This window comes from Olegusella sp., from assembly GCF_057238325.1.
In genome coordinates, this window is the sequence record NZ_DBHHGF010000001.1 from 88,331 (window position 1) to 110,094 (window position 21,764).

The following is a 21,764-nucleotide window of genomic DNA, read 5'->3' on the forward strand; positions in this document are numbered from 1 at the left end:
CCCATCGTCTCATAGTGAGCAGCAGAATCAATAGTCTTTCACGCTTAAATCGACTACAGGAGAAGGTCGGTAAGAGAGGAGCTCGGAGCAGCTGTAGTATCCGCTAAGGCAATGGTGCCCAGCAGCCAGGCAACAAGTTCTGTTTTGCCAGCTTGTGAGGCTGCATCGAGCGCACGACGGAGTTCTTCTATGCCGACTTGAGTTAAAGCAGACCAGCGTTTGACCTGATCAACATCGCCTGCTGATGCGAGCACTTCAAGCAAACAGGCAATTTGCTTTTTGCTCACATCTTTTGCAGCAGAAAGATTGATTGTTTGAGCCAGCTGCTGTACAAGCTCAAAATCTTTGCGTAGCCAACTGAGCTCCTCGAGTGCAGCAAAAAACGCAGCAGGTTCTTCTACACAGATAAATTTCATTACACGTATGCTGCCGCGGGGGACAAACATCTTGCGCATCAGCTCAAGGAGACGTTCATCTCCAAAATGTGGGTCATTGGGATGTATGCGATGCAACTCAAGTAGTTGATGGCAGAGCTCCAAACACTCCTGTGCAATCTCTTCATCTTGTTTGTCATGACGCAGCGCCTGCCAAGCGCGAACCAATGACGCACGGAACAAATCGCAAAATACCGTTGTCGAAAACCTCGCTTCTTGGGCAAGTGTAAGTACGGTTGCGCAGCAACGCGCAATATCAAAATTTGTTTCGTAGGGAGCGCCGCACAGTTGTTCATGGTCATGTGAGGGACGAAAAACTTCGGTAGCAACAGTAGGATCCATAGGATTAAGCAAAAAAGTGACACTACGCCGTGTGAGAGCAAAACGCGTCAGTACCTCATCGGAGTGCAACAAAACCCCGGCCCAGCGGGGATGGCGGGGAGAGGCAAGCAAATCTACTTCACGTGTAAGTAACTCACGTGCCGCTCCGATTTGCGCATAGCGCAGTGCCAATACAAGTGCCCAACTCTCATAAATAAAGGGATGTGTATCAGCTGTAATTTTGCCTAACGCGCTATATAGATTTGAAATGCGTGCAACATCGCCTGCCGCAGCCGCACGTTCTAACAGATCAACACATGCGATGGGTGAAAGCTTGCGCAGCTCTTCTAAGTCGATGTTTGAAGCATCTTCTATAGCTGGCTTCTTTATAGCTGACTGTTGATTTTGCTGAAACTGAGTGTTGCTCACATGCCACCCCTCTTATGGTTGTTCGCTGAATTGAGATTAGGCGTTTCTCCTACTTTTGTGCAAGAGTCCAGCTTGAGACGTCGGTCAAGCGCGCGTCTACCGTGTGCATCGCCCGTCTGGCATCCTTTTGATTGTGCGCTTGGTATAAATTGCGCTAACCTCACACTGATGGAGGGAGAATATCCATGCCTGCTATTCTTACGCATGATTTTTTTGGACAAGATTCGCTTGGAGCAGTTTCATCGGTTCTCGGCTTTGAAAGCTTCGATGAGCACGATGCTTTTTTGCTGGGTAATCAAGGCCCAGATCCTTTGTTTTATCTGCTTGCTGATCCGCTTATTGACGCAAGTACGCATGATGTAGGTGAGCTCATGCATCATTTACGCCCAGCGCGTCTTCTTTTAGCATTGCACGATTCACTCACTACTTTGCCTTTTGCCGAGCGTCATGTCGGAGAGGCCTATGCAGCTGGCTTTTTGTGCCATTACCTGCTAGATTCCACAGTTCATCCGTTGGTATTTGCCGAGCAGTACAGTATCTGTGATGCAGGTATTCCAGAACTCGATCGCAGTGACGGTGGTCGTGTCCATGCTGAGATTGAGCGTGACCTTGATGAAGCAGTGCTTTTCTCACACAAGGGCGTCACCGTTAAGGACCATATTCCTTGGAAGGAATGCCTGCGTGCAAGTGACGCTACGCTCGCTACAATCGACAAGATGTATTCCTACGCTATTCGCTGGACGTATGGACGTAGCTTGCCAAGTAATACTTTTACGCATGCGGTAAAGTCTTTCCGTTTGGTGCAGCATCTCTTTTGGGCACCATGTGTCTGTAAGCGTGAGTTACTTGGCAAACTAGAGCAGAAGTTTTCGCATCAGCGCTATTCGCTCTATCGTGCGATGGCGCATCGTCTGCGTGCTGAGGCTACATCGGATTTTGACAATCGTGAGCGCTCGACGTGGACCGACCCCTTTACGGGGAAATTACGTTGTGAGGGTTTTTGGGATTTGTATCGAGCGGCGCAGGAGCGCGTTCAGAGTGCAACGCAGGTCTTTTTTGCAGCTGATTTTGATGAGAGGGCGGCCAATATCTTGACTGGTGGTCTTAATTTCAGCGGTGAGGTAGTCGCAGACGATTTGCCTGAAACGCACACGCAGGCTCAGACTGCAGCAACGTTTATTGACGATGGAGGGGAGAGCTGAGGAATGCCATCCTTGCTCGAGGGGATCGAAGGGCCGGAGGACTTTAAATCCTTTACGGTTGACGAACTCCGGAGCCTGGCAGCAGAGATTCGTGAGACCCTAATCTCGGCCGTAACCGAGACAGGTGGTCATATGGGTTCGAATCTGGCTGTTGTCGAGGCAACGGTGGCCCTACATTATGTGTTTGATTCGCCACGTGACAAAATCGTGTTTGATACGTCTCATCAAAGCTATACGCACAAGATGTTGACGGGTCGTGCATATGCCTATACCGATCCTGCGCGCTATGGTTCGGTCTCTGGTTTTACCAATCCTGCCGAAAGCGAGCATGATCTTTTCCGCTGTGGTCACACTTCAACGTCAATCAGTCTTGCTTGTGGTTTGGCAAAAGCTCGTGATCTTATAGGTGGTCACAATCGCGTGGTGGCCCTTATTGGTGATGGCGCCTTGTCGGGTGGCGAGGCTTTTGAGGGTTTAGATAATGCCGCGGAGTTGGACAGCGGCCTTATCATTATTTTTAACGATAATGAGATGTCTATCAAGGAAGACACGGGCGGTATGTATGCGGGACTTGCTGAGCTCCGTACAAGCAATGGTACCTCTACGCGCAATATCTTCCGCGACTTTGGTCTGGACTATCGTTATGTTGAGCAGGGCAATGATGTAGCTGAGCTTGTGCGCGTCTTTAATGAAGTCAAAGATATCGATCATCCCATCGTAGTTCACATCCATACAACCAAGTCTAAAGGCTGGACTTGGGGTGAGAAGCACCGCGAGGCTTCGCATTCGGTACCTGCAGCAGGCGCACATCCTCTGCCTCCCGAGCGTGATTACCGTGCAATTACCCGTGCTTATATGGCACATAAGCTCAAAAGCGATCCGTCAGTTGTTATCGTTAATGCGGCAGCACCTGGTGGCTGTGGCTTACCTGTGGAATTTCGCGAGGCGGCGGGCAAGCAGTACGTAGATGTGGGCATCTGTGAGCAACATGCTGTGAGTTTTTGTGCAGGCATTGCCCGCGGCGGAGCAAAACCAGTCTTTTTTGTACATTCGACCTTCTTGCAGAGGGCCTATGACCAGCTGATTTCTGATCTGGCACTCAACGATACGCCAGTGGTTATCCTAGTTTTTGAAGGCGGCTTCTCATCGCTGGATTCCACACATATTGGTGTTTTTGATATTGGTTTTGCGGGCAATATTCCAGGGTTGACTTGTTTGTCTCCAGCAAGTCGCGAGCAATACGTGGCAATGCTGGACTGGGCAATTGATCAAAATGATCGACCTGTGGTTATTCGTGTGCCCGATCATGTACTTACTGATGCCGACATGGGTATCGAAACCCCAAAGGCATTTACCACGGCTGATGTGGCTCGTTATGATGTGCTCAAACGCGGTAGCAAAGTAGCGCTTTTGGGTCTTGGACCTGCGGTTGATTTGCTTGGCGAAGTGGCACACGAACTGCAGTATGCCAGCAATATAGATCCCACGATTATTTCGGCCACGGCCTATTCAGCATTGGATTGGCGTTTACTAGATGATATTTCTCGCGATCACGATCTGGTTGTAACCTTTGAAAATGGCGTCCTTTTTGGTGGTTTTGGCGAAAAAGTGGCACGATATCTAGGCCACACTAAGGTACGAACTATCTGCTTTGGTGGCACCAAAGAATTCATTGATCGTATGCCTGCGGCAGTTATGCGTCAGCGTTATCATTTGGAGCCAGCAGCAGTGGCTGCAGATATTGTCTCTCAATTGGAGAAGATGCAAAGCGAGTAGGGGAGGTAGCGATGGCGACCTATGTTTTTTCGGACGTGCATGGTCATGCAAGGACGCTTGAGCGCCTACTTGATCGTATCTCGCCTGCTACCGAAGATCGTATCTTTATGTTGGGTGACATGATTGACAGAGGACCTGATCCCCTGGCTGTCCTGCGTATTTGTCGTGAGCTTGCCGATGGGGGAGCCACCGTGCTGATGGGCAATCACGAAGATTTAATGCTTGCTTATTACGATGACCCTGGCGATCCGGCGAACTTTGCCAATTGGGCAATAAATGGCGGCGGTACCACCAAAGAGCAACTCGAGACTCTACCCAAAGAAGAGTTCCTTGACATGCTTGATTGGGTGCGCGCCTTGCCGCTTTCTGCTTATACACGTGTCTCGGGACAGCTCTATCTCTTTGCTCATGCGGGCATTCAGCCAATAACGCCTGTGCCTGCAACGGCGATTGATGCGACCGCTAGTGATGAAGACCGTATTCATGCCATTGTGGACAAGCAGAACCCCGAAGAATTGATGTGGGTGCGTCAGGAGTTTTGGGGACGCCCTACTGGCCTTGTGGATAAAGAAGGCAAAGGCATCATTGTTGTTGCAGGTCATACGCCTACTCCCTATTTAGACAGTATGGCTGACCGTCCTGATCGTAGCGGCGCTGATGAGGATGGTTTGGGTCGCATGGTCCGTGTGGGTGCCTGTGCAGAGACGGGTCATGTGGCCGATCGTTGGGATATCGACTCGGGCTGTGCAGGTGGCTATGGCTTTGGCAAACTGCTTTTCCTGCGTCTTGATGATGGGTCGGAATTTTACGAGCCAGTAGGCAAGGACGAATAAATGCAAGTCTCCCAGTTGGTGACTCATCCGTTGTCACCAATTTTTGATAAGCAAAGCCGTGTGCTCTTGCTAGGTACGATGCCCAGTCCGCTATCGCGTGAGCTGGGGTTTCACTATGCCAATCCACGTAATCGCTTTTGGCCGGTCATCTCAGCTCTTTGGCAGGAAGAAAAACCCACAACTAATGCTGAGCGCCACGATTTTTGCCATAGGCATCGTCTTGCTATTGATGATGTGCTGGCAAGTTGTCATATCTCGGGTGCCGCAGACTCAACCATCACAGATGCAGTGCCTAATGATTTGCATCGCATTTGTGACTATGCATCCATTCAGAAGGTATTTTGCACGGGGTCTACAGCAACGCGCTTTTACCGCAAGCTGATTGAACCAAACTTAGGTCTACCCTGTATCCAGTTGCCATCGACAAGTCCTGCTAATGCGCGTATGCGTCTTGCGGATTTAGTCGTGGCATGGGAACCAGTGCGCATTGCCGCCGATGAGGCGGGTGAGTTGTAGTGAGTCTGATACAAATGATTGAGGATGCAGAATATCACTCGCTGCTAATTGAAGCGTCAGCCGCAGACTTTTTGCATGGCGCACTCGAGCTGTCTGAAGGCGATTTTGGCTGGAAACAGCCCATGCGTTTCTTGTCTGTACAGCAACGTGCTCTAGGTAGTTGTCAAGCATGGCATCCAGGGCTTTATCGTCACATGGGGCGTACGAGTGCAGGAATTTGTCTTGAGTTTGAGACGGATTCTACTGAAGTTGCTCTTGAGCTGCGTGCCCAGCCACTTTGGGGCGGAATAAAGACACTGGTGGCATCTGCTGTTATGGGCAATGAAAACTATGACGGTGTTTCTTGTGAGGTTGACGGCAGATGGCTTGCGCCCTCATGGGGCCAACCGCGTATGCCAACTGCCGAGGATGTAGCCCCCATAGAAGATTTTGCTGACGAGAAACCGAAAGAAAGACAGCTCCGCCGTGATCCTGGTCGTCTGGTGAGTTTTGTGCTCAGTGATTCTGCGACAGCTGCATCAGCTGGTTTAATGGCACTTCCCGGGTTAGGGAAAACACATCATGTACGTTTGTGGTTACCCTGCCTCTATGCAGTAGAAATTCGCCGACTTTTTGGTGATGGTACCTTTCTAAAAGCCGTAGACATGCGCCCAGTTTTGCTGGTTATGGGTGATGCGGCTACTCAAGGACTTGCAGCGGGAGATCCCGCACGCACTTGGGCAGCGCGACTTGCGCGTATAAATGATTGGGATTTGCTTAATCAAGGTATCGTGGGCCAGGTATTCCAGCCTGGTATGGCAGCAAGTCTTTATGAAGCAAAACTTTCACTTGCAGGCATTGTGGTGTCTTTTGGCGAGAGTTTGCGTCATGAGCAGTGTCAAGAGCGAGAAGTTGCCCGCAACGTCAGAGCTTTTCTAGCTGAAATTGCTCGCATGTGGCCGCACACTCCTTGTTGGGTATTGACACCGTTTTGGCATGATGAGGAAAATTCGCCAACTCACACTCACAGTTGCTTTGAGAGTTTGCTGCCTATGCTTGAAGCCAATGTTGCTGCTCATGATGAGATGCGTCTTGTAGATGGATGTGAGCTTATGGAATGTCGCTCACGTGCTCTTGGGGGTAACAGCGGTTTGCCAGGGGATGCAGCGCACAAGTCCATTGCCCACCGTTTGGAAGCTATATTCCAAGAGTATTGATTCTGCTGTCCGGGTGAGCGTCTATACTTTTCCTCAGACAAACAATGATGCCCCTGAGGAGGAGCTGTGGATATCGAAAAAGAAGCTCGGGTCAATCGTCTTGCACCCGATTTGCCCATCAAAATCTCTGCTGAAACTATGGCCCGTGTTGCTGATTTGCGCGCGTCAGGTCAGATGTCGCCTTTTGCGTGCAAAAATACTTCAGCAATTCGTCGTGACCTTTCTGATCGTGATCGCGACACGGCTCTGCGTCCTGCTTTTTTGCGTGATATCGAAAAAATTATGCACATGGGCGCTTACAATCGTCTTGCAGGCAAGACGCAGGTCTTTTCTTTTCGCGCAGATGACGATTTGGCTCGCCGTGGTCTGCATGTGCAGCTAGTAGGTCGTGTTGCTCGTGATATTGGCCGAGGCTTAGGCCTTAATGAAGACCTCATTGAGGCTATTGCATTGGGTCACGATATTGGACATACCCCTTTTGGGCATGTCGGGGAACGCTACCTTGATACGATTTTCCATGAGCGTACGGGTCGCTATTTTCGCCATAACGTACAGAGTGTGCGGGTGCTTGATGTACTGGGTGGGCGCAATCTTACCTTGCAGACTCTTGATGGCGTGATTTGTCACAATGGCGAGTTTGAACAGCAAGTTTTTGAGACGAGTGGTCTTACTAGCTTTGACACCTTTGATCGTGTTGTAGATTCTTGTTGGGAGCGCGGTGATGAAGTTATCTCTCATATGCGTCCGATGACGCTTGAGGGTTGTGTTGTGCGCGTGTCCGATATGATTGCTTATGTAGGCAAAGATCGCCAAGACGCTATCCGTGCAGGTCTTGCAAGTGAAGAAACCTTTGATGATGGCTTGGGAGGCGCTTACAATTCTTGGGCGCTTTCTGCCTTTATTGCTGATGTTGTTGAGAATAGTTTTGGCAAGGATCGCATTGAGATGAGTGAGCAGGGCTTTGCTGAACTGCGTCGGGCTAAGCGTGAAAATGCGACAAAGATTTATACCTCCAGTGAGGTCAATGGTGATTTTGCAGGACCGATTGAGGATTTCTTCTCACGTCTGTATATGCACGAGCTGGAGGCGCTCAAATCGGGCGATACCAGTTCTGCCATTTTTGTTCAGCATATCGAGCCTATACGTCGTCATTTGGCACCCTATGGCAATACTTATCGTTGGAAAGATGATCTCGATCTAACGGTGATGGATTTTATATCTTCAATGACAGATGAGTATTTTATGGCCAGCTGTGAGGCGCTTTTTCCAGAAGCCGCTGAAATCTTCCCACGTCGTACTTATTTTGAGGGCATCTTGCCCTAGGCATAGTGCGCTACTATCAAGGATATGGATACACTTTTTTCTGACATAGAACGTTACAAGCGCAATCTCAATGCACCGCTTGCTGTTCGTATGCGTCCACAAACTCTTGCTGAGTATGTGGGACAAACAGAAGCGGTAGGCGAGGGGAGTTGGCTACGCCGTGCCATTGAGCGCGATGCTCTATCTTCGGTGCTTTTTTATGGTCCTGCAGGTACTGGCAAAACGACCTTGGCACACATCATTGCTAATACCACTCATGCTGAATTTGTTGAGGTCTCAGCTATCACGGGTACTGTCAAGGATCTACGCCGCGAGATTGAGCTTGCAAGTAGTCGCCTGTTAAGTTCTGGGTGCCGCACGATTTTGTTTGTTGATGAGATCCATCGCTTTAATCGTTCACAGCAAGATGCCCTGCTTCACGCCGTGGAAGACAGGACGGTAGTGCTCATTGGTGCTACTACCGAAAATCCTTTCTTTGAAGTAAATTCTGCTTTGATTAGTCGTTCAAGGGTTATTGAGTTGCATCCTTTGAGTGACGAAGATATTCGTGAGCTTGTAACTCGTGCACTAACGAGCCAAAACGGTCTCGCGGGAATGTATGCTCTGGCGCCTGAGGCGCTCACGGAGATTGTTACTCTTGCGGGTGGTGATGCCCGTGCTGCGCTGACAAGCCTGGAGCTTGCAAGTCAGATGAGCGATCCGGGTACTCCTGAAGCGCCCTCAACTATTACCCTTGAGCATGTGCGTGATGCCAATCCTCGCCGAGGTTTGACCTATGACAAATCTGGCGACATGCACTATGACATTATTTCGGCTTTTATCAAGTCGATGCGTGGGTCGGATCCTGATGCCGCACTTTACTGGTTGGCTCGGATGATTGATGGGGGAGAAGATCCCAAATTTATTGCCCGTCGCATCATGATTGCTGCATCCGAAGATATCGGCAATGCTGATCCGCAAGCTCTGCTTGTGGCAGAAGCTGCATTTAAGGCAGCAGAAGTGATTGGCTATCCTGAATGTCGTATTAATCTTGCACAAGCAGCCATCTATAACGCTTTGGCTCCCAAATCCAATGCTGCCGAAGCGGGTATTGATGCAGCTTTAGCCGAAGTACGGCAGGGTCCTCGCCGCGAAGTGCCCAGCCATTTGCGTGACCGTCATCGCCCTGGCTCCGATGAATATGGTAGCTATCTCTATCCACATGACTACCCTGCGGGTTGGGTCGAACAGCAATATCTGCCTGACGGTTTGAAAAAAGGTGATTTCTATACTCCGAGCGCGTGCGGTTGGGAGGCATGGCGTATAGAGGCGACAGGACGTGACCGTATAGAACAGTCAGGCAAGTAGTGCTGTCAAGTTGGGTAGAATGTGCTCAACATTGCAGTTAATGTATCTGGAGGCTTGAATGGAACCGCTACAGATTGCGCTCATCGTCTTGGTTGTCGCAGGCATTTGGGCCATTGTTGAACTTGCTCTTACGCTGCGCAAGACTCGCAGCGCTGTTGAGGAAGTTACGCACTCCGCACATGAGGCTATCGAGCAAGTCCAGCCTATTATCGCTAAGGCCGATGGTATGGTTGATGATTTACAGCCTTCCATGAAGCGCGTCGATCCTATGTTGCTCAAGGCAATTACATCGGTAGATTTACTTAATGCCAATTTGGCAGAGCTTGATGGTATCTTGAGTGATGTGTCCAATGTCTCGGGTGCTGCTTCTAATGCAACAGTTGCTGCTGGTGAGGTTGTTGATCATGCTGCTTCTGCTGCTGCAGGATTAGTCAACAAGATTACTGGCAAAAAGAACAAGATTGCTCCAGATGCTCTGCATGCTGCCCACGAACCCGCACGCTTGACTGATGCCAGTGAATCTGAACCATCTGCTGCTGATTCAAACGAGACTGCTCCTGAGTCTGCGCCAACACAGGCGGCTAGTGGGTATGTGACCTATGACACAGCAGCTGAATCTAACACAGCAGCTGAATCTACTACTGAGGAGCAGGAATAATGCAGGATCTAGTAAGTTTGAATGTCCCCGCAGAGCCTAACTATGCGCGTTCTGTTCGTATGTTGGCGGCCACTCTGGCAGTTTCTTGCGGCATGTCGGTAGACGATGTCGAAGATGTGCGTATGGCTGCCGAGGAAGGTTTTGTGTATGCTTGCTCGACTGCGCCCAAGAGTTGTGGCATTAGTTTTGAGCTGGCACCCAATGAGGTCACCATCGACTTTAGCCTTGGTCTTAATGAAGCGGATCCTGACCAAGACAACGAGGCTGAACTCGCGGGCGACCTTGATTTGGTAGCTCTTCTTCTTGAGGCGGTGTGCGATGAGTTTTCGCTGATGGACAGCGATGAAGGCTCATATCTACACCTCGTGAAGAGGACGGCACATGTCGAGTAACGAAACTTTTCCCACTACTAGTAGCGAGCCAAAATTGGCTTTGGGCGCTGTTGCAGATAAGCCTAACAGTTCTAATTTGCCCTTGTCGGAGCTTAGCCAGACAGATGAGGCACGCTCTGCTCGTCGTCGTGCTCGCGCCCGTGCTCGTGTGAGTGGACGTCCCGTTTGGGATCGCGACCGTACAAGTGAGCTTTTTGCTCAGTATCGTGCAGGTGATGAAGACGCTCGTCAGCAGCTTATCGTCAATCACCTCAACTTGGTGCGTTTTTTGGCTTCCAAATTTAAGAACCGCGGAGAACCGCTGGAAGACCTCATTCAGGTGGGCACTATCGGTCTTATCAAGGCGATTGACCGTTTTGAGCCCGATCGTGGTCTTGAGTTTACTACCTATGCCACACCTACCATCATGGGCGAGATTAAGCGTCACTTCCGTGATAAGGGTTGGTCGGTGAGGGTGCCTCGCCGTCTACAAGAGCTCTCCCAAAAGGTTTCTGTAGCTACCGAGATCCTAACTCGCGAACTACAGCATTCACCTTCGGTGGAAGAACTTGCCGAGCACGTGGGTGCTACGGTGGATGAAGTGCTGGAAGCTATGGAGTCTTCGAGTGCCTATAGCTCAGTGTCGCTGGAGTCGGGTAAGAGCGAAGATGATGAGTCGGCAGCTGTTATTGATCGCTATGTCACGATTGACCAAGACCTTGAGGGTTCCGATGACCGTATGTTGCTTGAGCAAGCGATGACGGACTTCTCACCTCGCGAGCGTGATATTGTGCGCATGCGTTTTGTTGAAGGCCTCACACAAGTAGAGATTGCCGAAAAGCTAGGCATCTCTCAGGTGCAGGTTTCTCGTTTGCTGCGCCGTACTTTGAGCAAAATGCAAGAGCGCATTGAAGCCAAGCCCAAGGACAAGTCAGAGGATAAGACCAAAAAATAGCAAATTGCGGGCTTTTGTGACCCTTGTAGGTTTAGCACTCTTCTTTGCGGAAGCGCTGATACAGCATATACTGTGAGGGTTGCACAGGCATCCGATTGATGAATGGAAGACAATCCATGAGCACGTCTGATCGAAAGTACATGACCACTGCAGAAATCCGAGAGGACTTCTTGCGCTTTTTTGAAGGCAAGGGCTGCAAACTTTATCCCTCGTCTTCCCTTGTTCCCGAGGATCCTTCGTTGCTTCTTGCCAATGCGGGCATGAATCAGTTCAAGGAGTACTACCAAGGCATAAAGACTATGCATGAGATTGGTGCGACATCTTGCCAAAAGTGTCTGCGTACCAATGATATCGATAATATCGGCGACTCTCGCCACTTGTCCTTCTTTGAAATGTTGGGCAATTTTTCTTTTGGTGGCTATTCCAAGGCAGATGCTATTGCTTGGGCTTGGGAGTTTATTACCTCGCCTGAACATCTGGGTCTTCCCGCCGATCGTCTCTATATGACAGTTTTTGAGAACGATGATGAGGCTATCGAGCTGTGGCACAAACAGGGTGTGGCATATGACCATATCTCGCGCTTGAGTGAGGAAGACAATTTCTGGGCAGCGGGTCCTACGGGTCCCTGTGGTCCTTGTTCTGAGATTTATTTTGACCAAGGTTCTGAATTTGAGGGTGAGGCGCCTGGGGACGATGGAGACCGTTTCCTTGAGTTTTGGAATCTTGTGTTTACCCAATACGACCGTCAAGAGGACGGTTCGATGCCCGACCTACCTCACCGCAATATCGATACAGGTATGGGTCTAGAGCGTATTGCTGCCATCATGCAGCATCAACACACCAACTATGAAGGTGATGTTTTGCGCACGCTCATTGGCGTAGGCGAGCAGCTTTCGAGTAAGAGTTACGGCGAGGATGAGTCGGTTGATCGCAGTCTGCGCATTGTGGCTGACCATAGTCGTGCGGTGACTTTTATGATTGGTGACGGTATCCTGCCGGGCAACGATGGCCGTGGTTATGTTCTGCGTCGCTTGCTGCGTCGTGCTGTCTACCATGGTCGCCTGTTGGGTATCAACGGCTCCTTTTTGACTTCCTATACCCACGAGGTGGCTCGTCTTTTGGGTGATGTGTATACCTCATTGACCGAGCAGCAAGCACTTATTGATGGCATTGTTGGTGCCGAAGAAGAGCATTTCTCGGCTACGTTGGATGCTGGTGAAGCAATTCTTGCAGCTGAGCTTGACAAGCTTGCTGCTGACGAGGTTTTACCTGGCTCTGTAGCTTTCCGTCTGCATGATACCTACGGTTTCCCCATTGATTTAACACGTGAGATTTGCGAGTCTCAGGGCCGCAGCATCGATATGGATGGTTTTGATGCGTGTATGGCCAATCAGCGTGAACGCGCACGTGCTGCAGCCAATCGCGATGCTTGGTCTACCGCTGGTAGTATCTGGGTAAGTCTTTCGGATCGTTTGCCCGAAACTGAGTTTGTGGGGTATGACCACGAATATCTTGAGGGTGCCAAGGTGATTGCTCTGATTGCTGAGAACGCTGAGATTGAGCAAGCTGTTGCTGGTAGTGAAGTTGAGGTTGTACTTGACTCTACGCCTTTCTACGGTGAGATGGGTGGCGAAGTCGGGGATACTGGCTATCTTGAGACCGCTGATGGGGCTGTTTTGCGTGTCAATGACACCAAGCATCATGAGGGCGGCATTGTTGCTCATGTCTGCACGGTTGAGGAAGGCACGCTCACTTTAGGCTCTGCCGTAACTGCCACTGTTGATCACGGTCGTCGTGAGCTTATTCGTCGCAACCATACCGCAACTCACCTATTGGATTCTGCTTTGCGTGAGGTATTGGGCGAGCATGTGAGCCAAGCTGGTTCGCTGGTAGCTCCCGATAAATTGCGCTTTGACTTTACTCACTTTGAGGCTTTGACTGCAGACCAGCTTGCCCGCGTTGAAGGCATTATCAATGCCGAGATTTTTGCGGCAAAGCCTGTTGTTACGCAGCTTATGAACATTACTGAGGCAAAGGCAGCAGGTGCTATCGCATTGTTTGGTGAGAAGTACGCCGATGTTGTCCGTGTGGTATCTGTCGGAGAAGAAGATCACCCCTTCAGCCGTGAACTTTGCGGTGGTATTCATGCTCATAACTCTGCCGATCTAGGCTTCTTCAAAATTATTTCTGAGAGTTCTTCGGGTGCAAATATCCGCCGTATCGAAGCTGTGACCTCTGCTGGTGCAATTTCTTATGTTGATGAGCGCTTGCAAGTACTTGATGAGGTAGCTGCGGCGCTGAAGTGCAAGGCGAGTGATGTTCCTGCTCGAATTGCAGCACTTACCGCCGAGCTGGCTGATACTCGCAAGAAGGCACGTGAGGCAAAGGCTACCGTATCTGCTGCTGATCGTACAACAGTTGAATTTGAGGGTTATAGTTGCGTTTTTGCCAAGCTTAATGGTATGGGTGGTCGTGATTTGAGGTCCGTTTGGGATAACATTCGTGACAGCGCTCACAAGCCCGAAATTGCCTGTGTGCTTGTCTCGGCTACTCCTGATGGCAAAGTTGCGCTTCTTGCTGCGGCAAGTGATTCTGCTGTGGATGCTGGTTTTGATTCTGGCAAGCTTATCTGTGAGATTGCAGGTCTTGTTGGCGGTCGTGGCGGTGGCAAAGCTGGCATGGCTCAAGCTGGTGGTGCAGATGTTGCTGGTATTGATGCAGCACTTGCTAAGGCCCAGCAGTTACTGAGGTCATAAATGCACTTGATTACAAGCTTGGCAGCATCGTGCTGTTAGGCTTGCCTGAAAGGTCGACGGAATGAGAGCTTTGGCACTGGATATCGGAGAGGTGCGTGTAGGTATTGCAGCAAGCGATGCGAGCGGTACACTCGCCTTTCCTGTCAAAGTTCTGCCAGCGCAAGAAGTGCTGGGTCATGCAAAGACGTTTCGTTGCGTGTTGGAAGATTATGAGCCCGAGGTGTTGGTCTGTGGTAGACCTCTTACCTTGGCAGGTGAGGATGGTGCGCAAGCTGCTCGTCTGACTGCTCAAGCAGAGCGTATTGCTAAAAGCTGCGGTCTTCCCCTGGAATTTGCTGATGAAAGGCTCTCCTCTAAGGAAGCAAAGCGTATCCTCCGTGAGGAGGGGAGAAGTGAGAAAGAGATGCGTGGAATGGTTGATATGGTTGCCGCATCGGTATTTCTCCAAACCTGGCTTGATGCCAGGAAGGACTGAAAGGGCGAGTCGATGGCAGATCGTAGCTCCGAGGCCCGGCACAGGGGCTCTCATTTCGCAACAAAGCAAAACCCCAAGGTGTCGTCAAAACTTCCTACCCTAGATGATTCTGACGCCAAGATAATGGGTACAGGTACCATTTCGTCGCGTAGTGTCGCAGCTACACGTCATGTTGCAAAAGGTAGCAAGCGTAGGCATCATGGGACGCGTACACGTGCTGCTCAGGCGCAACTGGGCAATGGTACTCATGGCAGACAGCAGCCAAACAAAGCTCATTGGCCGCGCGTACTTATTAGTCTTGTGTTGGTTGCGCTTATTCTTGGTGCTGCTTATATCTTTGTGTTGCCCATGGTAAAAAACCTAACTGAACCCGAGACTCCCAAGGTTGAGGCGGGCAAACAGGTCACCATTACCATTCCAGAAGGTTCTGGTGCTGCTTCGATTATTCAGCAACTCCTTGATGCAGGTGTTATCAGCGATCAGGCGAGTTTTGCCAATGCTCTAAAGCAACAGGGTGCTGATTCCAAGCTCAAGCCTGGCACTTATAACTTCATTACAGGCAGCAAAGACCAAAATGTCATTGATCTGTTGATTGCGGGGCCTAATGCTTCTGCTAATACCGTGACCATTCCAGAAGGCTCGACTGTGGCTCAGACTGCCGCCTATGTTGAAGCCGCGCTTAAGATTCCTGCAAAGGATTTTATGGCTCAGGCAAAAGCTTCCAAATATGTAGCTGATTATGCCTTCCTTAAGGAGGCTGCTACAACTGAGCAGGACTCGCTTGAAGGCTATCTCTATCCCAAGACTTATAACTTTGATGGCAAGGATGCATCTGCAGATACTGTTATCCGCACTATGCTCGACCAATATGTAACCGAATTTTCCAAGCAGGACTTTGGTGCTGCCGAAAAGAAACTTAAGAGCAGCTACAACGTCGAATTATCTGATTATCAGATTTTGAAACTTGCTTCCATTATTGAGAAGGAAGCCATTAAGGACGACCAACGCGCCAATATTTCTTCGGTTTTTTATAATCGTCTAAAGGCTGGTATGGCGCTGCAAAGCGATACAACGATGGCGTATGCGTTGGGTCATGAGATAAAGCTGCCCGAGGAAAACCACCAAGATAGTCCCTACAACTCCTATGATCACCAAGGGGTTTCTATTGCGACACCTATCTGCTCACCTTCACTTGCTTCGATTCAAGCAGCATTAGAACCTGCGTCAACGGATTATCTGTACTTCTGGATTACTCAGAAGGGCGAGCACTTCTCCAAGACCGAGTCTGAACATACCAAAACCTACAACGAGCATCTGAGCTCCTAGGACGGGAACTAAGATGGCAGTAATTCATCCGTATCGTTATGTTGCGCGCATAGAGTACATTGACCTTGATGAACTCTATAGCCAAGGTATTCGTTGCATTTTGTTTGATCGAGATAATACCGTGGTGCCGCGCGATTCCAAGGTGGCGCCTCCCGAAGTCATGGCGTGGTTTGACCGCGCGCGTGACCTTGGTATGCGTGTCTGCATGGTGTCAAACAACATTCACAGTGCCGCTGTTGAAGCTTCTGCAGCAAGGCTCAAAAGCGATGTCATTCATCATGCTATGAAGCCTGCGCCCTTCTCTATTAAGGCGGCCCTTCGTAAGGAGGGCGTGGAGGCGCAGCAAGCGGTAATGATTGGTGACCAAGTAATGACCGATGTGATTGCAGGCAATCTTGCGGGCGTGCGTACCATTCTTGTGCGCCCTCAGTGCCGTACCGACCTTTGGTACACTCACATTCTTCGTCTCATTGAGGCGCCGATTTTGTGCGGTAAAGACTTTGAGGGTGAGGCCGAGGAGCTGTGAGTTGCTCACCGCAAGCCGCAGGCTATATTGTCCATGAGGGCTGTGATCATATCTTTTTTATCGGTTTTCTCGGCGCGGGAAAGTCGACCATTGCTCGCAATCTAGGGCATATGTTTCACCGTCCCTATGTTGATACCGACCGTTTGGTTGAGCGAAAACTCTGCAAATCGGTTTGCGAAATCTTTGAACAAGATGGTGAAGCAAGCTTTCGCCGTGCTGAGGAAGCTGTGCTAAAAAATCTAAAGCAAAGAAAGTCTTTGTTGGTAAGTTGTGGTGGTGGCATTATCGAGAGACCACACTGTTGTCAGTTGATGAAAGAAATGGGCTCAATCGTTTTTCTGGATGGCGATTTTGATGATTCATTGCGTCAGATTCAGCATCCCGAGAAACGGCCTGATTTTAGGACAGCTGAAGAAGCAGAGACTTTGTACTGGCAGCGCCGACCGCTCTACGAAGCGATTGCCGATTATGTAGTGGATATTCGGGGTAAGTCTTTTGATGCTGTTGCGAGTGAGGCGGCAAGTCTTTTGTGGGAAGAGGGACTATTGTGAGCGAGATAAGCAAAGAAACTTCTGAATTGAAGACTGCGGTTAAGCAGGATGCCGCAGTCGAGGAGATGTCTGAGCTTGACGGGTCTGCTACGTCAGAAGACTCTTTTCCTTCTAAGGCTGAGGTCATTCGTCAGTGGATTTCTCTGGTCAAAGGTTCCTGCGATGTACGTGTAGGCTCAGGTGCCATCGTCTCGATGGGTGAGGTTATGCGTGGCTCAGTTACCAGTGCGCGCAGGAGCCTTTTGCTTGTAGAAGAGGGGAGTCCTGCCGAACTTGTTGAAGAAACGCGTCGTGAGCTTACCGATGCTGGTTTTGTTGTTGCGCGCTACGATTTACCCGCTAACACAAACCGTTCTCCGGCATCAGCAAATCTACTGGCAGAAGCCCTTGCCCAGGCATGCATTACTTCTGATGATCTGATTTGTGCGGTAGGCACTTCCACGTTGATGAGTCTTGCTGCCTATGTGAGCACAAACTGGTGCGGTGCAACTGAGCTGTGTTGTGTACCTTGTGATCTCTTCGCTGCCATAAGTGGTCTTATTACACCTCTCGGTCTAGATGTTGCTGGCAAAGAGGAGCTTATTCGTTTTCCTGGCAAGGCCAAACATGCCTTTATTGACTTTGACTTTCTTACGGCAGATCTGAGCTGTGAGTCTGCGATGCATACCCGTGCCTTGATGGTGCAGTCAGCACTTGCTGACTCCGAGCGAAGCTTTTCGACGCTTTGGGATCGGGCTGACGACATCGTTGCAGGTGATTTGCCAACGCTTTCACTGCAGATTGTTGATACGCTCAAGTCGCGTGGCAATCTCGTGTCTGCTACCTCGGCTGCAGTACGCCAGTCCATTGATCACGGCAGTACTTTTGTCCGTGCCCTCAAGACTTTGTTGCCTACAAATATCCCTGAGTCTACGCTGCTGGCTGAATCCATGCGCTTTGCTTCACGCCTAGCTGCAGCGCAATCAGACTTTGCCATTGATGATGTGCTTGCCGTTGATGAGCTGCTTGAAAAATTTGAGCTTCCCATGCTGCAGGCGACAGTTGATCCCGATCAGATGATTGCCGCGCTCAAGGCGGTCTCATTTGAGCGTAGCTCGCGTTTCCTGTTAGGTCTACCGCGTTCTTTGGGTCGTGTACGTCTAGCAAATGTTGATGAGGATCTTTTAAAAGAGCATGCGAATGTATGGTGTGCTGTTCATAGAATTGAGGAGTAAAGATGGAATACAGGTATGCAAATAGGGTTGCCGCCCTGCGGGAGTGGATGCGTAAATCAAGTTTTGATGCTTTGGTATTACGTAACAATCCAGATCTACGTTGGTTGACGGGTGCCGAACGTGTTTTTGATGACGAAATTGCTCATGTAGCTTTTGTTACTCCTGAAGGATTGTGGCTACATACAGATTCGCGTTACTTTGGTACCTTTGTAAATCGTTTGGGCACAGATGGTCCTTGGCAGCTTGATCAGGAGATCATAAGTCCTGCAGAGTGGGTGGTTCGCCATATTATTGAGTCAGGCGTTCATGCTGCAGCCATTGAAGATTCAATCTCCTTAGGTTTTTTTGATGAGCTCCAAGAGGAGCTGAAGCATAGCGGCGCTGATTGTACGCTGCCTCGTATGCACGAGGACATTGCCGCCAAATTGCGTGTTGTCAAAGATGATGAGGAGCTGGCACTGCTTCGTGAGGCCCAGCGTATTACCGATGATGCTTTTGAGCATATTTGCACATATATCCATGCGGGTATGACCGAGCTTGAGGTACGAGCAGAGCTTGAGGGATACATGCTTACTCATGGTGCTGAGGCACTGTCTTTTGCGAGTATTGTTGCTGCAGGTCCTAATGGTGCCAATCCTCATGCACAGCCTTCTGATTATGTGCTCAAGGATGGCGACATGGTTGTGCTGGATTACGGTGCGGGTTACCACGATTATCATGCCGATATGACCCGTACGGTTTGTGTAGGCAAGCCCAGCGATGAGGCTCGCAAGGTTTACGATATCGTACGCCAGGCAAACGAAAGTTGTGCTCGTGCTATCCATGCAGGCGTTATAGGTCGCGATATTCATGAGCTAGCAGTCAAGCTAATTAGTGACGCTGGTTATGGCGAGTATTTTGGTCACGGCTTGGGCCATGGTGTTGGTATTCAGATTCATGAGAAGCCCAATTTCAATCGACGCAGCCTTGATGTGATTGGCGCTGGTTCGGTTATCACTGATGAGCCAGGTATCTACTTGCCTGGTAAGTTTGGTGTACGAATTGAGGATTGTGGTCTGGTAGATGAGCAGGGCTACCATCCCTTTAGTCGTATCAGTCATGATTTGGTCTGCGTTGGCTAGTTTTACCGCGCCGCAATCATAATGAATTTAAAGCTGCGCGTTGCTGTGCAGCTTTTTATGAGATGTTACGTGTATTGCCTTCCCTTTTTAGACATGAGAGAGGGGAGGCAATACAAAGTAACAAAGTAAAATGCATATATATGTTGATATCAAAAATCAAAAGGTTTGTTTGCTGTGTATTTTTGAAAAATTTTGTTCACTAATGTTTAAAAGAATCAAGTATTTTTAACTGTAATTTTTTATCTTCTTTAGAAATAGAACAAAAGTTAGCCAAATATAAAATAAAAGAATTAGAACATCAACAACGTAGTATTACTCTATAAAAGAACAGTAAAACAGCTATTTCTATAGTTAAAAATATAAACTAAGTATCTCTATATTCTCAAAAAATTTGCCTAACTGGTCTTTAAAAATGGAAGCCCTCACTTGTGTAGACTATTTGTATGAAGTATGATTACTTGATGTACAAGTACGCAGAAACACCTAGATAGCACCGAGCACGTGCAAAAGGAACTTGTACATGTACGGGAAAGGGGGAATGCGTATGCCGCTTTCTGCACCTGTAAACATTGGCAGCGATGCCCACGTCCTGAAGGAAGGAGAACGATGATCGGCATTATTGTCGCCTCTCACGGCCAGTTGGCCGAAGGGATTCTCGACACGCTTGGCATGTTTATGCCTGGCGAGAAGAATCTTGAGGCCTGCGTCCTGACACCCGATATGGGTCCGGATGACTACCGCGACAAGCTTGTTGCGGCGTCCAAAAAAATGGACGATCCAGAACAGCTCGTAATTCTGGCTGACCTGTGGGGAGGCACGCCTTTCAACCAGGCTTCTTTGCTCCTCAATGATCACCCCACTTGGGCTCTGATTACTGGTTTGAACCTGCCCCTGCTTATGGAGGCTGTCTCTGACCGTGAGGATTGCGAGACTGCCCTCGAGCTCGCAGGCAAGCTCATTGAGGTTGGCCGCGAGGGCATCAACGGCAAACCCGATTCCATTGTGCCTGCTGAGAAAGCAGCTGCCGCTGCTCCTGTTACCACTCAGGGTGCTATTCCTCCGGGAACCGTACTTGGTGATGGCCACATCAAGCTTGCCCACGTGCGCGTGGACACCCGTCTGCTTCATGGCCAGGTTGCAACTGCATGGACCAAGACCATTCAGCCCGATCGCATCATCGTCGTGTCTGACAGCGTCTCTAAGGATGAGCTGCGCAAGACCATGATCGTTCAGGCTGCACCTCCTGGAGTTCACGTCCATGTTGTTCCTATGAGCAAGCTGATTGAGGTTTCCAAGGACGTCCGCTTTGGCAATACCAAGGCTTTCCTCCTCTTCGAGACTCCTCAAGAGGTGCTCGAGGCCATCAACAATGGTGTTGACATCAAGAAGGTCAACCTTGGTTCCATGGCTCACTCTGTGGGTAAGGTTGTTTGCAGCAACGCTATTGCTATGGGTCCCGAGGATGTTGAGTGCCTCGAGGAGCTCAAGGCAAAGGGCGTTGAGTTTGACGTTCGCAAGGTCCCGACTGATGCAGCCGAGAACTTCGAAGCCATGCTCAAGAAGGCAAAGTCCGAGCTCGCTGCTCAGGGCAAGTAAAGGAGGTCGAAAGTGAGCTTTATTAGCATCGTGCTCGTCATTATCGTGGCGTTCTTCGCTGGTATGGAGGGCATTCTCGACGAGTGGCAGTTCCACCAGCCCCTGGTGGCTTGTACTCTCGTTGGCTTGGTAACTGGTCACCCCGCAGAGGGCATCATGCTGGGCGGCTCGCTCCAGCTCATCGCTCTTGGTTGGGCAAACATCGGCGCAGCTGTCGCTCCTGATGCGGCTCTGGCCTCCATCGCCTCGGCCATCATTATGGTCAAGGGTCTGACTGGCGCTGCCAATGTCACCAGCGTTATCAGCACCTCCATCGCAGCAGCAGTTCCTCTGTCTGTTGCAGGCCTCTTCCTTACCATGGTCGTCCGTACAATTGCTATCCCTGTCGTTCACGCCATGGATGCAGCTGCTGATCGCGGCGACTTCGCAGCAATCGATCGTTGGCAAATGGCAGCTATCGCAATGCAGGGTATCCGTATTGCTATCCCCGCAGCCGCTCTGTGCTTTGTTCCTGCTGAGGCAGTTCAGGCTGCTCTGTCTGCAATGCCCGCATGGCTTGCTGACGGCATGGCAATCGGCGGCGGCATGATTGCTGCAGTTGGTTACGCAATGGTTCTCAACATGATTGCTACCCCCGAAGTCTGGCCCTTCTTCGCTCTTGGCTTCGTCGTTGCAGCTATCTCTCAGCTCACCCTTATCGCCCTTGGTGTCATCGGTGTTTGCATCGCTCTGCTGTATGTCGGTCTCAAGGAGGCTGCTGCTAACGGTGGTGGCGGTGGTGGATCCACTGATCCCCTCGGCGACATTCTGGACAACTACTGATTTTAAGAGAGGAGAC

At 50.0% G+C, this 21,764-nt stretch carries 20 protein-coding genes; 19 read left to right on the forward strand and 1 reads right to left on the reverse strand.

Translation table 11 applies throughout. The annotated features are described in order from the left end of the window. Nucleotides 1–53: 53 nt before the first annotated feature. Nucleotides 54–1,184 (reverse strand): hypothetical protein, encoded by a 1,131-nt coding sequence (locus tag ACO5JD_RS00350; RefSeq protein WP_484986905.1) that lies wholly within the window; start codon nucleotides 1,182–1,184, stop codon nucleotides 54–56. A gap of 185 nt (nucleotides 1,185–1,369) precedes the next feature. On the opposite strand from ACO5JD_RS00350, the gene ACO5JD_RS00355 reads away from it, so the two are divergent. The 19 genes from ACO5JD_RS00355 to ACO5JD_RS00445 all read left to right on the forward strand — a co-directional run bounded on the left by ACO5JD_RS00355 (nucleotide 1,370) and on the right by ACO5JD_RS00445 (nucleotide 21,748). Further along, nucleotides 1,370–2,386, forward strand: coding sequence for a hypothetical protein (locus tag ACO5JD_RS00355; protein ID WP_484986907.1), 1,017 nt, complete (start codon nucleotides 1,370–1,372; stop codon nucleotides 2,384–2,386). Between the two features lie 3 nt (nucleotides 2,387–2,389). After that, nucleotides 2,390–4,162 carry a 1-deoxy-D-xylulose-5-phosphate synthase gene (locus ACO5JD_RS00360; RefSeq protein ID WP_484986909.1) on the forward strand — a complete coding sequence of 591 codons (1,773 nt, stop codon included), beginning with the start codon at nucleotides 2,390–2,392 and terminating at the stop codon, nucleotides 4,160–4,162. Nucleotides 4,163–4,173: 11 nt separating this feature from the next. After that, entirely contained in the window at nucleotides 4,174–4,995 is an 822-nt protein-coding gene (locus ACO5JD_RS00365; RefSeq protein ID WP_484986911.1) for a metallophosphoesterase family protein, read from the forward strand. Then, on the forward strand, nucleotides 4,996–5,511 hold the full coding sequence (locus ACO5JD_RS00370) for a DNA-deoxyinosine glycosylase (protein WP_484986913.1): 516 nt from the start codon (nucleotides 4,996–4,998) through the stop codon (nucleotides 5,509–5,511). Further along, the gene (locus tag ACO5JD_RS00375) at nucleotides 5,511–6,707 is read left to right on the forward strand and encodes an SGNH/GDSL hydrolase family protein (protein ID WP_484986915.1); all 1,197 of its coding nucleotides are present in this window, start codon (nucleotides 5,511–5,513) and stop codon (nucleotides 6,705–6,707) included. Before ACO5JD_RS00370 ends, ACO5JD_RS00375 begins: the two co-directional genes overlap by 1 nt. Nucleotides 6,708–6,845: 138 nt before the next feature. Further along, nucleotides 6,846–8,030 carry a deoxyguanosinetriphosphate triphosphohydrolase family protein gene (locus tag ACO5JD_RS00380; RefSeq protein ID WP_484987356.1) on the forward strand — a complete coding sequence of 395 codons (1,185 nt, stop codon included), beginning with the start codon at nucleotides 6,846–6,848 and terminating at the stop codon, nucleotides 8,028–8,030. A 24-nt stretch (nucleotides 8,031–8,054) separates the two neighbouring features. Beyond that, complete coding sequence (locus ACO5JD_RS00385; protein WP_484986917.1) at nucleotides 8,055–9,377, forward strand: replication-associated recombination protein A; 1,323 nt, start codon at nucleotides 8,055–8,057, stop codon at nucleotides 9,375–9,377. A 58-nt stretch (nucleotides 9,378–9,435) separates the two neighbouring features. Further along, nucleotides 9,436–10,035, forward strand: a complete 600-nt coding sequence (locus ACO5JD_RS00390) for a DUF948 domain-containing protein (RefSeq protein WP_021625974.1) — start codon at nucleotides 9,436–9,438, stop codon at nucleotides 10,033–10,035. Further along, nucleotides 10,035–10,427 carry an ATP-binding protein gene (locus ACO5JD_RS00395; protein WP_484986919.1) on the forward strand — a complete coding sequence of 131 codons (393 nt, stop codon included), beginning with the start codon at nucleotides 10,035–10,037 and terminating at the stop codon, nucleotides 10,425–10,427. The genes ACO5JD_RS00390 and ACO5JD_RS00395 overlap by 1 nt, the downstream gene beginning before the upstream one ends. Next, nucleotides 10,417–11,361: a SigB/SigF/SigG family RNA polymerase sigma factor gene (locus tag ACO5JD_RS00400; protein WP_484986921.1), complete on the forward strand. Its 945-nt coding sequence runs from the start codon at nucleotides 10,417–10,419 to the stop codon at nucleotides 11,359–11,361. Before ACO5JD_RS00395 ends, ACO5JD_RS00400 begins: the two co-directional genes overlap by 11 nt. A gap of 116 nt (nucleotides 11,362–11,477) precedes the next feature. After that, on the forward strand, nucleotides 11,478–14,117 hold the full coding sequence (gene alaS, locus ACO5JD_RS00405) for an alanine--tRNA ligase (RefSeq protein WP_484986923.1): 2,640 nt from the start codon (nucleotides 11,478–11,480) through the stop codon (nucleotides 14,115–14,117). 61 nt (nucleotides 14,118–14,178) lie between these two features. Next, nucleotides 14,179–14,592, forward strand: coding sequence for a Holliday junction resolvase RuvX (gene ruvX, locus ACO5JD_RS00410; protein WP_484986925.1), 414 nt, complete (start codon nucleotides 14,179–14,181; stop codon nucleotides 14,590–14,592). A gap of 12 nt (nucleotides 14,593–14,604) precedes the next feature. Beyond that, a complete protein-coding gene (gene mltG, locus ACO5JD_RS00415; protein WP_484986927.1) occupies nucleotides 14,605–15,918 on the forward strand; it encodes an endolytic transglycosylase MltG in 1,314 nt (437 codons plus the stop codon). A gap of 13 nt (nucleotides 15,919–15,931) precedes the next feature. After that, complete coding sequence (locus ACO5JD_RS00420) at nucleotides 15,932–16,444, forward strand: YqeG family HAD IIIA-type phosphatase (protein ID WP_484986929.1); 513 nt, start codon at nucleotides 15,932–15,934, stop codon at nucleotides 16,442–16,444. Next, nucleotides 16,441–16,995, forward strand: a complete 555-nt coding sequence (locus ACO5JD_RS00425) for a shikimate kinase (protein WP_484986931.1) — start codon at nucleotides 16,441–16,443, stop codon at nucleotides 16,993–16,995. The genes ACO5JD_RS00420 and ACO5JD_RS00425 overlap by 4 nt, the downstream gene beginning before the upstream one ends. Continuing rightward, a complete protein-coding gene (locus ACO5JD_RS00430) occupies nucleotides 16,992–18,209 on the forward strand; it encodes a dehydroquinate synthase/iron-containing alcohol dehydrogenase family protein (RefSeq protein WP_484986933.1) in 1,218 nt (405 codons plus the stop codon). Before ACO5JD_RS00425 ends, ACO5JD_RS00430 begins: the two co-directional genes overlap by 4 nt. A gap of 2 nt (nucleotides 18,210–18,211) precedes the next feature. Continuing rightward, complete coding sequence (locus tag ACO5JD_RS00435) at nucleotides 18,212–19,330, forward strand: M24 family metallopeptidase (protein ID WP_484986935.1); 1,119 nt, start codon at nucleotides 18,212–18,214, stop codon at nucleotides 19,328–19,330. Between the two features lie 606 nt (nucleotides 19,331–19,936). After that, complete coding sequence (locus ACO5JD_RS00440) at nucleotides 19,937–20,926, forward strand: PTS sugar transporter subunit IIB (RefSeq protein WP_484986937.1); 990 nt, start codon at nucleotides 19,937–19,939, stop codon at nucleotides 20,924–20,926. Between the two features lie 12 nt (nucleotides 20,927–20,938). Continuing rightward, nucleotides 20,939–21,748 carry a PTS mannose/fructose/sorbose transporter subunit IIC gene (locus ACO5JD_RS00445; protein WP_484986939.1) on the forward strand — a complete coding sequence of 270 codons (810 nt, stop codon included), beginning with the start codon at nucleotides 20,939–20,941 and terminating at the stop codon, nucleotides 21,746–21,748. The last annotated feature ends 16 nt before the right edge of the window (nucleotides 21,749–21,764 follow it).

Excerpts from the sequence above, each read along its gene's own strand:
- mltG (WP_484986927.1), top strand. The coding sequence starts at position 14,605 with ATGGCAGATCGTAGCTCCGAGGCCCGGCACAGGGGCTCTCATTTCGCA.
- ACO5JD_RS00360 (WP_484986909.1), top strand. The coding sequence starts at position 2,390 with ATGCCATCCTTGCTCGAGGGGATCGAAGGGCCGGAGGACTTTAAATCC.
- ACO5JD_RS00365 (WP_484986911.1), top strand. The coding sequence starts at position 4,174 with ATGGCGACCTATGTTTTTTCGGACGTGCATGGTCATGCAAGGACGCTT.
- ACO5JD_RS00380 (WP_484987356.1), top strand. The coding sequence starts at position 6,846 with ATGGCCCGTGTTGCTGATTTGCGCGCGTCAGGTCAGATGTCGCCTTTT.
- ACO5JD_RS00420 (WP_484986929.1), top strand. The coding sequence starts at position 15,932 with ATGGCAGTAATTCATCCGTATCGTTATGTTGCGCGCATAGAGTACATT.
- ruvX (WP_484986925.1), top strand. The coding sequence starts at position 14,179 with ATGAGAGCTTTGGCACTGGATATCGGAGAGGTGCGTGTAGGTATTGCA.
- ACO5JD_RS00370 (WP_484986913.1), top strand. The coding sequence starts at position 4,996 with ATGCAAGTCTCCCAGTTGGTGACTCATCCGTTGTCACCAATTTTTGAT.
- ACO5JD_RS00385 (WP_484986917.1), top strand. The coding sequence starts at position 8,055 with ATGGATACACTTTTTTCTGACATAGAACGTTACAAGCGCAATCTCAAT.
- ACO5JD_RS00440 (WP_484986937.1), top strand. The coding sequence starts at position 19,937 with ATGATCGGCATTATTGTCGCCTCTCACGGCCAGTTGGCCGAAGGGATT.
- alaS (WP_484986923.1), top strand. The coding sequence starts at position 11,478 with ATGAGCACGTCTGATCGAAAGTACATGACCACTGCAGAAATCCGAGAG.
- ACO5JD_RS00400 (WP_484986921.1), top strand. The coding sequence starts at position 10,417 with ATGTCGAGTAACGAAACTTTTCCCACTACTAGTAGCGAGCCAAAATTG.
- ACO5JD_RS00390 (WP_021625974.1), top strand. The coding sequence starts at position 9,436 with ATGGAACCGCTACAGATTGCGCTCATCGTCTTGGTTGTCGCAGGCATT.
- ACO5JD_RS00435 (WP_484986935.1), top strand. The coding sequence starts at position 18,212 with ATGGAATACAGGTATGCAAATAGGGTTGCCGCCCTGCGGGAGTGGATG.
- ACO5JD_RS00355 (WP_484986907.1), top strand. The coding sequence starts at position 1,370 with ATGCCTGCTATTCTTACGCATGATTTTTTTGGACAAGATTCGCTTGGA.
- ACO5JD_RS00395 (WP_484986919.1), top strand. The coding sequence starts at position 10,035 with ATGCAGGATCTAGTAAGTTTGAATGTCCCCGCAGAGCCTAACTATGCG.